We start from the raw sequence: 11,833 nt of genomic DNA, 5'->3' as shown, positions 1-11,833 counted from the left end.
ATCCTCGCCGCCGCCGAGCTGTCGCACCAGACCAACACCCTGCCGGAAGTCTGCGGCCGGGTGTGCCCGCAGGACCGTCTGTGCGAGGGGGCGTGCACCCTTAACGACGGCTTCGGCGCGGTGACCATCGGCTCGGTCGAGAAGTACATTACCGACACCGCGTTCGCCATGGGTTGGCGCCCGGACATGTCCAAGGTCAAGCCGACCGGCAAACGTGTCGCGGTGATCGGCGCGGGGCCTGCTGGCCTTGGTTGTGCCGACGTGCTGGTACGTGGCGGCGTGACCCCGGTGGTGTTCGACAAGAACCCGGAAATCGGCGGTCTGCTGACCTTCGGCATCCCCGAGTTCAAGCTGGAAAAGACCGTGCTGAGCAATCGCCGCGAAGTCTTCACCGGCATGGGCATCGAGTTCCGCCTGAACACTGAAATCGGCAAGGACGTGACCATCGAGCAACTGCTCGAAGAATACGATGCCGTGTTCATGGGCATGGGCACCTACACCTACATGAAGGGCGGCTTTGCCGGTGAGGACCTGCCGGGCGTTTACGACGCGCTGGACTTCCTGATTGCCAACGTCAACCGCAACCTGGGCTTTGAAAAGTCGCCGGAAGATTTCGTCGACATGAAAGGCAAGAAGGTCGTGGTACTGGGCGGTGGTGACACGGCAATGGACTGCAACCGCACCTCGATTCGTCAGAGCGCCAAGTCGGTGACCTGTGCCTATCGTCGTGACGAAGCGAACATGCCTGGCTCGCGCAAAGAGGTGAAGAACGCCAAGGAAGAAGGCGTGAAATTCCTCTACAACCGCCAGCCAATCGCTATCGTCGGTGAAGACAAGGTCGAAGGTGTGAAGGTGGTCGAGACCCGTCTCGGCGAGCCGGACGCCCGTGGCCGTCGCAGTCCCGAGCCGATCCCGGGTTCCGAAGAGATCATCCCGGCCGACGCCGTGGTCATCGCCTTCGGTTTCCGTCCGAGCCCGGCGTCGTGGTTCGAGCAGTTCAGCATCCAGACCGACAGCCAGGGCCGTGTTGTCGCCCCGGAGCAAGGTCAGTACAAGCACCAGACCAGCAACCCGAAAATCTTCGCCGGTGGCGACATGGTTCGTGGTTCTGATCTGGTGGTGACCGCGATCTTCGAAGGCCGTAATGCGGCTGAAGGGATCCTGGATTACCTGGGCGTCTGACCGCGAATCGCGAGCATACCCCGCTCCCCGTAGGAGCAAAGCTTGCTCGCGATAGCATCGCCGCTGTAATCAAGTTGACCGAGGTGCCTGCATCGCGAGCAAGCTTTGCTCCTACGGGGGGATAGGGTCGGGCTCGTGAGGCTGTTTCAGCGCGACAAATTGACCCGATAGACAAAAGGTGCGGCGCTTGCCGTGCCTTTTGCGTCGCGCTCTGAGAAAATGCCCGCACTTTTTTTCCGGATGCCGACATGACTGCCCTGAAGAACGACCGTTTCCTTCGCGCCCTGCTCAAGCAACCCGTAGACGTCACGCCCGTATGGATGATGCGTCAGGCCGGTCGCTACCTGCCTGAATACCGCGCCAGCCGTGCCAAGGCCGGTGATTTCATGAGCCTGTGCATGAATCCGGAGTTCGCTTGCGAAGTCACTATGCAGCCGCTCGACCGTTATCCACAGCTGGATGCGGCGATCCTCTTCTCCGACATCCTGACCATTCCCGATGCCATGGGCCAGGGCCTGTACTTCGAAACCGGCGAAGGTCCGCGCTTCAAGAAAGTCGTCAGCACGATGGCCGACATCGAAGCCCTGCCGATTCCTGACCCACACAAAGACCTCGGTTACGTCATGGACGCGGTCAGCACCATACGCCGCGAGCTGAACGGCCGCGTGCCGCTGATCGGCTTCTCCGGCAGCCCATGGACCCTGGCCACCTACATGGTCGAAGGCGGCTCGTCGAAAGACTTCCGCAAGACCAAGGCCATGCTCTACGACAATCCGCAAGCCATGCACCTGCTGCTGGATAAACTCGCGCAGTCGGTCACCTCTTACCTCAACGGCCAGATCATGGCCGGCGCGCAAGCGGTGCAGATCTTCGACACCTGGGGCGGTAACCTATCGGCAGCGGCGTACCAGGAGTTCTCCCTGGCCTACATGCGCAAAATCGTCAGCGGCCTGATCCGCGAGCACGAGGGCCGCAAAGTGCCGGTCATCCTCTTCACCAAAAACGGCGGCCTGTGGCTGGAAAGCATCGCCGACGCCGGTGCTGATGCCCTGGGTCTGGACTGGACCTGCGACATCGGCGAAGCCCGCCAGCGTGTCGGCAGCAAAGTTGCGCTGCAAGGCAACATGGACCCGACCGTGCTCTACGCCAAGCCAGAAGCCATTCGCGCTGAAGTCGGCCGCATTCTCGCCAGCTATGGCAAAGGCAGCGGCCACGTGTTCAACCTCGGCCATGGCATCACCCCGGAGGTCGACCCGGAACACGCCGGCGCCTTCCTGCGTGCGGTGCATGAGTTGTCGGCGCAATACCACCAGTAATCCTTTTCTGGATAGCTGCCAAAGCCCGTCTGGCCTCTGCGTCAGACGGGCTTTTTTGTTTTTCTCGTTCTTACGGAATGTGTCAGAAAATATTCCATTCTTTATAAGCCTGTATTACTTGTAATGTCTGATTAATCATTTTTCTGAGATTTCCCTAGTCGGAGGGGGATTCTTCCTACATAGAGTGTTTGTTCATCTCTGTAGAGTGCGCTCTCGGCCATTTGAGTTGTTAAGCGCTGAAGCTGACTTTTATTTATGGATAATCTGGAACTGATAATGTGATCAAAAATATTGCTAAGCCATCAACAAGTGACCGGAGCCTTCGTGCCATGGTCCCTGATACTCATAGGGTAGTTTAATTAAAATGAAAACTTCATCGTATTCGGCTGGGCAGAAGTTTTTACATTGGTTATCTGCGGTCATCATTATTTGGGCGCTGGGTAGCGGTTTCTATGTTTCTTTGTTTGAGGTTTCGCTGGAGGTCAAGGAGTGGGTGGCGTTTGTCAATGTGTCTCTGACGACAGTGTTTTTGCCGTTTTTCGCTCTGCGGGTTTATCTTCATCGGCGCCATAGTCGTCATGAAGATACACAGCGGTATTCGCCAGTCGAGCTGTTTGTATTGTTCATGCATCGACTGATTTATCTGGTGACAGGTGTTGTATTGGTGACCGGCTTTCTGATGATGGACCGGGCAATCAATGTATTTGATGTGTTGTTGATTCCCCAGCCATTGACGAATGCTTATTTGATTGTGTTGTTTTTTAAAATACATATAGGCGCGTGTTTACTGCTTGCACTTCTGGTTGCGTTGCATGTGGCGGCGGTGATCAAGCACGAAGCCTCAGGGCGTCGAGTGCTGAAACTCATGTCCTTTCGACGCTGAGCCCCGAAGCTTCAAACCGATTGATTGTTTGGCAACAACGGCAACCGAGCCAGTTTCAATGCCACCAACAGCGCGATCACCAACAACCCACCGATGAACAGGCCGATTCCGTTCCAGCCACCCAAGTGCCAGAAAAAACCGCCCGCCGTGCCGGCGATACTTGACCCGGCGTAGTAGCTGAACAGGTACAGCGACGAGGCCTGGCCCTTGGCTTTGGTGGCGCGGCGGCCGATCCAGCTGCTGGCCACCGAGTGCGCGCCGAAGAAGCCGAAGGTGAAGATCAGCATGCCGATAATCACCGCCGGCAACGGCATGAGCATGGTCAGTGCAAGGCCTGCGAGCATCAGCACGATGGTCGCCCAGAGCACTTTGCGTCGCCCGAGTTTGTCGGCCAGCGCGCCGATTTTCGCCGAGCTGTAGATGCCCGACAGGTAGACCACCGAGAGCAAGCCAACGAAGGCCTGATCCATGTGATACGGCTCGGCCAGCAGGCGATAGCCGATGTAGTTGAACAGCGTGACGAACGCGCCCATCAGCACGAACGCTTCAAGGAACAACCATGGCAGCCCGGCGTCGCGAAAGTGCATGGTGAAGCCGTCGAGCAAGCTGCGCGGGTGCATCGAGCGGGAGCGAAAGTTGCGCGATTCGGGAAGGATTTTCCAGAACACCGTCGCCGCAATCAGCGCCAGCCCCCCGATCACCAGCATCGCCGTGCGCCAGTTAACAAAGTCGATCAATACGCCGACGATCAGCCGGCCGCACATCCCGCCAATCGCGTTGCCACCGATGTACAGCCCCATCGCCAGGCCGATGTGCTGCGGATGAATCTCTTCGCTCAGGTAAGTCATGGCCACCGCCGCCAGCCCGCTGAGGGACAGCCCGACCAACGCACGCATCACCAGCACCCCCTGCCAGCTCGGCATCATCGCACTGGCAAGGGTGCACAACGCTGCCGCGAACAGCGCCGTGACCATCACCGGTTTACGGCCGACGCGGTCGGAGATCGGGCCGGTGATCAGCAGGCCGATGGCAAGCATCCCGGTGGCTACCGACAAGATCAGGCTGCTCTGCGCCGCGTTGATCGAAAACTCACGGGAGAACAGCGGCATCATCGGTTGCACACAGTAGAGCAGGGCGAAGGTCGCGAAGCCGCCGGAGAACAGCGCCAGCACCGTGCGCATGAACATCGGCGTGCCTTTTTCGATGTACACATCGCTCAGTTGGGCGACCACATCGTCCAGTGCAGTAGGCGGCAATTCATGGGCGAGCGGGGCGACAGCAGTTTTCACGGGGAACCTCGGGAGAGCACAGCCAGGCAGGCAATGAAAAAATCATATAGCTGGCTAATGTTTCTATCCAATATATTGTTCGACCTGTTTGATAGGTTTAACGACCTAATGGAGTTTTCATGGAATTGCGCCATCTGCGCTACTTCATCGCTGTCGCCGAAGAACTGCACTTCGGCCGCGCCGCACAGGTGCTGGGCATCTCTCAGCCGCCCCTGAGCCAACAGATTCAGGTGCTGGAACAGGAAGTCGGCGCACGGCTATTCGAGCGTACCAATCGTCGGGTCGAGCTCAGTGAGGCGGGTCGGCTGTTTCTTGAAGAAGCTCGGCTGGTGCTGGCCCAGGTCGACAAGGCCGCCGACGTCGCCCGTCGAGCCCAACTCGGCGAGCTGGGAGAGCTGAAGATCGGCTTCACCTCATCGGCGCCGTTCAACTCGACGATCCCGCAGGCGATCTTCTCGTTCCGTCAGCGCTTCCCGGCCGTGCACTTGAACCTGCGGGAGATGAGCAGCACCCAGGTCGCCGAGGCGCTGGTAGATGAGTCGATTCAGGTCGGGATCATGCGGCCCTTGCCGCTGCCGGATTCGCTCGAGGTGGTCGAGTTGACGCGTGAGCCGTTGGTGGCCGTGCTCAGCTCCAAGGATCCGCTGGTGGTCGGCAGCGAGGACGGGCTGTTTCTGTCAGCGCTGGCCCACGAGCCCTTCGTGTTCTTCCCACGCAGCTACGGCAGTGGTCTGTACGCGCAACTGCTGAGCCTGGCGCGCGACGCAGGGTTCAGCCCCCACTTCACCCAGGAAGCCGGCGAGGCCATGACCATCATCGGCCTGGTGGCGGCAGGGCTCGGGGTGTCGGTGTTGCCGGCGTCCTATCAGCGAATGCGCATCGACGGGGTGGTCTATCGGCCCTTGCTCGACCCGCTGGCGATGTCGGCCGTGTGGCTGGTACAGCGCAAGGATCAGAAATCGCCGATGGCCAAGGCGTTTGTCGAGTTGCTGACGCGTAAGGTTGAGGTGACGTAGTGGGGCTCGCAGGTGCTCGATTGGGCGTTCGCTGAATGATGCCGGTGCGGCATCGATGGACATTTCAAGTAATGGATCACGTCTAGGGAATCGCTCCTTCTGTGCGCAGAATTGATTCTTTTTGACGGGTGACATGGATGCCACTTCAGTATCAACCAAGAGAAGGCAGCGTACTGATTTGTGATTTCAGGGGCTATGAAGTGCCGGAGATGGTCAAAGTCAGACCTGTTGTCGTTGTACGTAAGCACCGAAGCAATCGACTACTGGTTACCGTTGTACCGTTGAGTACCACGGCACCGGATTCGGTGCTCCAGCATCACCTGCAGTTAGAAAGCCATCTCCAGGGAGGGAGCCCGACGTGTTGGGCGAAATGCGACATGCTCGCCACGGTCAGCCTTCTGCGGCTTGACCGAATCAAGCGAAAAGATCGCCAAGGGAAGCGTGTTTACGAAATCTCACAACTTTCAGACGAGGAGTTCAGGGCAATCAAAACGGCCGTACGCAGCGCTCTTGGGCTCTGATGGTTGTGAGTCTGGTGCAGCTGGCGATTTGCCGGCGGTTGCCGCTTACCCGATTCCGGGCAATACTGCCGACGTTCCCGAAAGGGGCTTGTGAGACTCTGAGGATCCTGGGCAACCAGCCATCGCAGAGCCAGGCAGGTACAGGGCGATGACAAGCCGACCTGTTTGTGAAAGGGCGCCGTAAGGCGCCCTTTGTCGTATAAAAAACAGGCGATCCCACCGGGATCGCCTGTTTTTTTTAGGCCGAAATCTGTGCCTGTAATCGTCGCCCGACGACATCCAACAAATCGCATCCATCGCGCAATGAAGTCACCAGCACCCGCGCCAGCTCACTATGAATGCCCTCGCTGAACGCGAAACACTCCAGCAGTTGGGTCGCGGTGCGGATGCGGTAGGCCGCGGTGTCGTGCAACACGTCCAGCGGTGCTTCGGTGTCGATCAGCAATGATGGGATGGTGCAGTCGATGCCGGTGATAGGCATATATCGATCCATGACAAACCTCCACTCGGTAAAAGAGCGCGACCACTCAGTGGGCGCTGTTGGACGGAACTTCAGATAACCCCTCGGGCGGGTCCAGGTTGTCCAGCGCCCGGTTTACCAACAACTCGCCCAGCAAGGCCAACTGTTGAATCGCCAACGCCATATTGCGACGCGAGCCTTCAAGTTCGGAGGCGAAGTCGGTGGTCATGACGTTGAGCGAGGCCAGGGTTTCACAGGCGTGACAGAGCAGGGATTCGGTGTCGACATTCGGGATGATCGTGAAAACGTGGCTGACCGGGTCGGGACGGCCTGGGTTGCGAAGGCGGGCGCTGACGCTGCGTTCGGCGACTTCGGTGAGTTTGGATAAATCGGCGGTGTCTGCGGGTGAAAGGTCTGGCGATTGCGGGGAGTTGGATGTGGTCTTTTTCATGACGGAGCTCCTTGCAAGTTTTAAGAAGTGTAAGTTTCAGGTGGTCAGCCGGAACTTGGTTGACCACTGTACGCGGGTTGGGGAAGCGGTAAAGTTATTTGTAGAAAAATAATAAGGTTAATCAAATAAGTGAACATTTGAGTAATTAAATGATTAATACGTAACTGGCCGTTAGGTTTTTTCGCGCAATACGCCACCTACAATAAACAGGCTATGTTAGCTACCGAGACTGTGGTGTCCATGAACTCATGTGTGCTTCCTTGTTTCTGTAAGAAATTTCTCTGGTCCGGAGGTATTCCGGGTTGTGAAACATTATCTAACGGTTATTCGGTGTGTTTTTGATATTATTTTTTGTACGTGATCTATACATGTAGGATGCTGGTAACACAAAAAAGCGCCGCCAGAGTGCTCAGCTCGGGCATGCAGTTTCTTGTAATGGCAGGCAAATGGTAAATATGCAATGTACAAGAAAGAAAAAACAGAGAATTTGAAAAACAATATTAAGTATTTGATAAGGAGTCGCGGGGAAACGCAGCTTTCTTTGTGCAGCTCCATTGGTTTGATCAGGACTACGATATATAACATTTTAGAAGGCAAGGTAGTAAACGTACAGCAGTCTACAATTCGTAAAATATCTGATTTTTTTGGTGTGTCTTATAAGGAAATAGAGACTGTTGATTTTGAAGAAAAAGAAATAATAGAGAGTAGTGTTTCCCCGCAAGGAAATATGAATCCAGCGGCGGTTCCTGTAATTAAAGAAAGGTTGTTGATTCAGAGCCTGGATAAAAGAATCGGTGAGTTAGCCACAACTCACCCCCTGACATATTATTTTGGTGCAGCCTGTAATTTAATCGGTGTGCTTCTAGAAAATGAAATTGGCGAAGTGAATGAGCCGGGAGACTTATTGATAGTAAAAAAGGGATTATCGTCTAGTGATAAAGAAAAGCTGGCGTACGACAAGATAACAAAAAAACTATTTATAACCAATAAGTCTGTTTTTGATTCTGATGTTGTTTTTGTTGTGGGGGAAATAGTGGAGGAGCGATTTAATGGTCGGTAGTAGTGAGGCTGAAAATAGCAAATACAGGTTGTTAGGGTTTGAAAATAGTAAAGGCCTTGCTGTAATTATGGTTATCTCTACAGGGAGGATTGTTAAAGTAAAGCTAAGTGAATTGTTGAGAAGTGAAATACTGGATAATTTAAATAAGGCGGAAATAAAGGATGTGTATAGGAAGTTTTATTCTCGTGGGGCTGCGGTGACGGCATATGAAGTAAATGATCGTCATGAACGGTCGTGGATGATTTATGTTGTGCTAAATCTGCTGTTGTTTGCATTGTATATCTTTACAAATGTTGCTGCGGCAAAGCCTATTTATTTAAGTCAGTTTGATGTTGTTGTTACTTTAGGTGTCTTCCTTTATCCGTTAACTTTTTTGATAGTTGATTTGTTGAACGAATTTTATGGTCTTAGACTTGCAAAGAGAGCCATATTATTTGTTTTTTCAAGTAGTGCACTTATTGTTGTTTTGCTTGGTAGTTCGACCTATCTTCCAGGATTGCCTGGCTGGAAACTTGATGTGCCCTATGGCGAGGTTATTAATCATGTCTCGTCTGTATTAGTAGCATCTTCTGTTTCGTTTCTTTTTTCTGAATATATCAATTCGTATCTGCTGTGTAAAATAAAAGAGCTCACAAGCTCCAGGTTTTTATTTCTGCGAATATTTTTTAGTACTTGTTTTGCGGTGGTAATAGATAGCTTTATTTTTTGCTATATTGCGTTTTATGGTGCTATGCAAAGTAGCGATATACTTAATATGGTTTATCTCCAGATAGCTATAAAAATGTGTTTCGCTGTTTTTAACGTTTTTCCTGCCTACGGAGCGAGGTTATTATTTAAAAGGTATATATCTGGAGCCCAAGCTGCATAAAAAAGTGGAATAGATTGGCTGTTAACATTTCATTTTCATGCAATAGGTTGGCTGTTTCAATTTTAGCTTGTTTTTTAGGCTGTTCATGATCTCTATTTTGTTCTTCAGAAACTCATTCAACCCTTTTGAGCGAAGATTACAGGCGTCACAGTCGGCGCACCCACTTCCCTGTAGTCCGTTGTAGCAGGACAGTGTGTGGTGACGAATAAAATCCAGCTTGTTGTGGTAATCGGCCAAAGCCCAGATCTCTGCCTTACTCAACCACATAAGCGGAGTTTCAATGCGCAACTTATAGTCCATACCCAATTCGATGGCGTAATTCAAGACTTTAGCAAATTCATCGCCACAATCAGGGTAGCCGGAGCTCTCTGTTTCACAAATACCTGTGATTACAGTTTCAGCGCCCACTTGATAGGCGTAAATAGAGGCCAGGGTTAAAAACAGAACATTCCTGCCAGGGACGAAAGTGTTTGGCACACCTTCCCCGGAACTATTTGTACTTGGGACTGGAATGTTGTCGCGGGTCAAACTGCTGATGGCCAGCTCATTCAATAACGAAGCATCCAGTACTTTATGTACCGTCACGCCAAGCTTTTTCGAGAGGTGTTGCGCCACTTCAATTTCCGCACGATGGCGCTGACCATAGTCAAACGTAATACAGTGGATTTCATCGTAAAGCGGCAACGCATGGATCAAGCAGGTTGTGGAGTCTTGTCCACCACTAAAAACGACGACTGCCTTGTTGTTCATGTTTTTTCATCCTTGGGGTATGCCGGCATTTAGCTGCGGGGCATTGACCCTACCGGGAAGCTAAAATTCTGGCTGTGGGACGATTCCGAAATGACGTGCTCCGTTTTCCGTTTGTGTCATTTCTTTGCTGGGGGTACATGAAAAGATCGCAGCCTGCGGCAGCTCCTACAGGGTTCGCGTCGTACACACGATCTTTTGATTTTGATGTGGCGCTTACGACCAGCGCCGAAAGATCAGCGACGTGTTGACGCCACCGAAAGCGTAGTTGCTGTTCATCACGTACTGGCAGCTCATCTGGCGGAACTCGCCGCGCAGATAAATCTGGCGGGTTGTCGTGATTGATTGCGCCGTCAGGGAGGTTGCAGCTCTTGGGATCACTCGTCTTTGAATCCCGGCAAGCCCTGAGCAGCACGCCATTTCTTCACTGTCTGTGTAACGCCCTCGGGGGAGTTATCTACACCGTCTTCCGGGTAGTAGATCAAGTCTGACCCCGCTGGATGCTGGCTGATTTTCTCGAAGTGCAACAGAAGCAAGTCGGCACGATCATCCGATTCTGCCTCTTGATCTTCCTTGGCGAGTTCTTCTAGCAACTCGATAAACTCGGCCTCGGTGTACTCAGAAAAGCTTTTTTTCAGGAGTGTGTCTGTCATGGCTGATCTATTCGTTCCGGTGAAGGTCAATGTGGTTTCTTGGGGTGTTTACTCGCAGGTTATCAACGTCATACACGTCACCACCCTCCGACACTTTGTCGAGGTGGTGCAGTTCATAGGACAGCCTACCCCCAACCCTGTCGGCTTTTCTTACCCGTGGAGCCCTGCCCGTGCGCATCCGGCTTACATTCTGCTCGATGAACTGATCAGCAACCGCCGATTTTGAGACCGCTTCCCAAAGTGCTGACCTGAATTTATCGAAACTTTTGAAAATACGTCCTCTCAGTGCATCAGCCACTTCTGTAGGGATGGGAGCGCCCACTCCCGACCTCGCACCAATGAGCCAAACCCCCGACACATCCTCACCCACCCCCGTAACGCCACCCGGCTCATACCGGGTGCTAAGCACGATGTAAATCGGCGCAAGCCCAGCGTCCGCAGGAAACCAGATAATCGCATCTTGATACTCAGGCGGATGCTGCGGGTTCACCAACACTTTGTTGGCCTGCTCAGTGGGCGGATACACCCACACAGTCGGCAATTGCGGGGCACCTTCCAGTGCGGGAATGCCGAGTACGTCGTCGGGATTCGTCGCTGAGGTCCAGGTAAGGCCAATCCCGTTGCCGATGTCGGCAACAAACTTCTCGCCTTCCTGGTTGGCCTTGATGATCGGGACAAATTCCCAGTCTTTCTTTCCGCCCGTGTAGAAGCCGTAAGCGCTGACGGAACCGTCCGGCAATGTCTTCACGTTGATGCGAACACGGGTTCGGCCCGTATCCAGCACTGCGTACTGTTCGTTTTTGTAGAAGGCACTGTCGGGCGAAAGGCTGGTGTTCGGCATCAGTAGCGCAACGGTGCCAACTGCTGCGCCCGTCGCAACAACTGCTGAGTCTGTCAGTAGAGCGAGTGCGAGAGAGCCGCCGAGACGTTGGGCAATGGCGCTGCTCGTTGCCGAACCACCGATCAGTTTCAGGGGGATCCCTTCGGCGGTGATGGCTGTCCCGGTGCCAAGCACCGCCCACAAGCCGTAGCTAGCCAGTTTCTCAAGGGGGACAAACCCGGAGGGGTTGTTGTGATTGATGACGCCGTCAGGGAGGTTGCAGCTCTTGGCGAACACGCAGCCCTTGAGTTGTGAATCGGGCCTTGTTTCGGGCGCATCCTGCTGTTTTTTTTTGATGCGCCTCCCAGCGGGTGTTGGCGTCCAGCTCGTTTTTTTCGTTTTTGGCGAATGCCGCTGCACCGGCCTCCTGGAAGGCCTGGGTCTCTTCCTGGGTGGGGAGTCGCCTTGTGGCGGGCAGAAAGTCCGGGGTTTCCGGGAAACCGAGTTTTTTCATTAGCGCTTCTTGTTCGTCCTTGGGCAATCCCGGCCTTAGGCTGGGGCAGCATT

Annotated in this window: 15 protein-coding genes; 7 read left to right on the top strand and 8 right to left on the bottom strand. The window is 53.9% G+C overall.

Features of this window, described 5'->3' with window-relative positions:
• From ACIPIN_RS23435 to ACIPIN_RS23425, 3 genes are all read left to right on the top strand, one after another.
• On the top strand, nt 1-1,182 hold a 1,182-nt coding region (locus ACIPIN_RS23435; RefSeq protein ID WP_401122725.1), incomplete at its 5' end, for an FAD-dependent oxidoreductase.
• Nucleotides 1,183-1,430: 248 nt separating this feature from the next.
• Nucleotides 1,431-2,498: a uroporphyrinogen decarboxylase gene (gene hemE / locus ACIPIN_RS23430; protein ID WP_401122722.1), complete on the top strand. Its 1,068-nt coding sequence runs from the start codon at nt 1,431-1,433 to the stop codon at nt 2,496-2,498.
• A gap of 364 nt (nt 2,499-2,862) precedes the next feature.
• Nucleotides 2,863-3,381: a cytochrome b gene (locus ACIPIN_RS23425; RefSeq protein WP_401122719.1), complete on the top strand. Its 519-nt coding sequence runs from the start codon at nt 2,863-2,865 to the stop codon at nt 3,379-3,381.
• Between the two features lie 11 nt (nt 3,382-3,392).
• Here ACIPIN_RS23425 and ACIPIN_RS23420 read toward each other — a convergent pair whose 3' ends face one another.
• The gene (locus ACIPIN_RS23420) at nt 3,393-4,637 is read right to left on the bottom strand and encodes an MFS transporter (RefSeq protein ID WP_401122734.1); all 1,245 of its coding nucleotides are present in this window, start codon (nt 4,635-4,637) and stop codon (nt 3,393-3,395) included.
• A 152-nt stretch (nt 4,638-4,789) separates the two neighbouring features.
• Here ACIPIN_RS23420 and ACIPIN_RS23415 point away from each other — a divergent pair, with 152 nt between their 5' ends.
• Together ACIPIN_RS23415 and ACIPIN_RS23410 are read left to right on the top strand one after the other, a co-directional pair.
• Nucleotides 4,790-5,686 (top strand): LysR family transcriptional regulator, encoded by an 897-nt coding sequence (locus tag ACIPIN_RS23415; protein WP_019691388.1) that lies wholly within the window; start codon nt 4,790-4,792, stop codon nt 5,684-5,686.
• A 137-nt stretch (nt 5,687-5,823) separates the two neighbouring features.
• Entirely contained in the window at nt 5,824-6,207 is a 384-nt protein-coding gene (locus ACIPIN_RS23410) for a type II toxin-antitoxin system PemK/MazF family toxin (RefSeq protein ID WP_401122715.1), read from the top strand.
• 238 nt (nt 6,208-6,445) lie between these two features.
• Here ACIPIN_RS23410 and ACIPIN_RS23405 read toward each other — a convergent pair whose 3' ends face one another.
• Both ACIPIN_RS23405 and ACIPIN_RS23400 read right to left on the bottom strand, forming a co-directional pair.
• Complete coding sequence (locus tag ACIPIN_RS23405) at nt 6,446-6,700, bottom strand: hypothetical protein (protein WP_019691391.1); 255 nt, start codon at nt 6,698-6,700, stop codon at nt 6,446-6,448.
• A 34-nt stretch (nt 6,701-6,734) separates the two neighbouring features.
• Complete coding sequence (locus ACIPIN_RS23400) at nt 6,735-7,118, bottom strand: DUF6124 family protein (RefSeq protein ID WP_401122713.1); 384 nt, start codon at nt 7,116-7,118, stop codon at nt 6,735-6,737.
• A gap of 460 nt (nt 7,119-7,578) precedes the next feature.
• Here ACIPIN_RS23400 and ACIPIN_RS23395 point away from each other — a divergent pair, with 460 nt between their 5' ends.
• Together ACIPIN_RS23395 and ACIPIN_RS23390 are read left to right on the top strand one after the other, a co-directional pair.
• Nucleotides 7,579-8,178, top strand: coding sequence for a helix-turn-helix domain-containing protein (locus ACIPIN_RS23395; RefSeq protein ID WP_401122712.1), 600 nt, complete (start codon nt 7,579-7,581; stop codon nt 8,176-8,178).
• Nucleotides 8,168-9,046, top strand: coding sequence for a queuosine precursor transporter (locus ACIPIN_RS23390; RefSeq protein ID WP_401122709.1), 879 nt, complete (start codon nt 8,168-8,170; stop codon nt 9,044-9,046). The genes ACIPIN_RS23395 and ACIPIN_RS23390 overlap by 11 nt, the downstream gene beginning before the upstream one ends.
• A 21-nt stretch (nt 9,047-9,067) precedes the next feature.
• On the opposite strand, the gene queC is transcribed toward ACIPIN_RS23390, so the two are convergent.
• The 5 genes from queC to ACIPIN_RS23365 all read right to left on the bottom strand — a co-directional run bounded on the left by queC (nt 9,068) and on the right by ACIPIN_RS23365 (nt 11,780).
• A complete protein-coding gene (gene queC, locus ACIPIN_RS23385) occupies nt 9,068-9,796 on the bottom strand; it encodes a 7-cyano-7-deazaguanine synthase QueC (RefSeq protein WP_401122707.1) in 729 nt (242 codons plus the stop codon).
• A 213-nt stretch (nt 9,797-10,009) separates the two neighbouring features.
• Nucleotides 10,010-10,174 (bottom strand): hypothetical protein, encoded by a 165-nt coding sequence (locus ACIPIN_RS23380; protein WP_401122736.1) that lies wholly within the window; start codon nt 10,172-10,174, stop codon nt 10,010-10,012.
• Nucleotides 10,171-10,446 carry a bacteriocin immunity protein gene (locus ACIPIN_RS23375; RefSeq protein ID WP_401122705.1) on the bottom strand — a complete coding sequence of 92 codons (276 nt, stop codon included), beginning with the start codon at nt 10,444-10,446 and terminating at the stop codon, nt 10,171-10,173. The genes ACIPIN_RS23380 and ACIPIN_RS23375 overlap by 4 nt, the downstream gene beginning before the upstream one ends.
• Before the next feature lie 7 nt (nt 10,447-10,453).
• Nucleotides 10,454-11,563, bottom strand: coding sequence for an S-type pyocin domain-containing protein (locus ACIPIN_RS23370; RefSeq protein WP_401122702.1), 1,110 nt, complete (start codon nt 11,561-11,563; stop codon nt 10,454-10,456).
• Nucleotides 11,535-11,780 (bottom strand): hypothetical protein, encoded by a 246-nt coding sequence (locus ACIPIN_RS23365; protein ID WP_401122699.1) that lies wholly within the window; start codon nt 11,778-11,780, stop codon nt 11,535-11,537. The genes ACIPIN_RS23370 and ACIPIN_RS23365 overlap by 29 nt, the downstream gene beginning before the upstream one ends.
• Between the last annotated feature and the right edge of the window lie 53 nt (nt 11,781-11,833).

The sequence above is a fragment of the Pseudomonas sp. NPDC087697 genome, assembly GCF_044743155.1.
Lineage (GTDB): Bacteria > Pseudomonadota > Gammaproteobacteria > Pseudomonadales > Pseudomonadaceae > Aquipseudomonas.
This window is presented reverse-complemented; position numbering and strand designations above follow the sequence as displayed.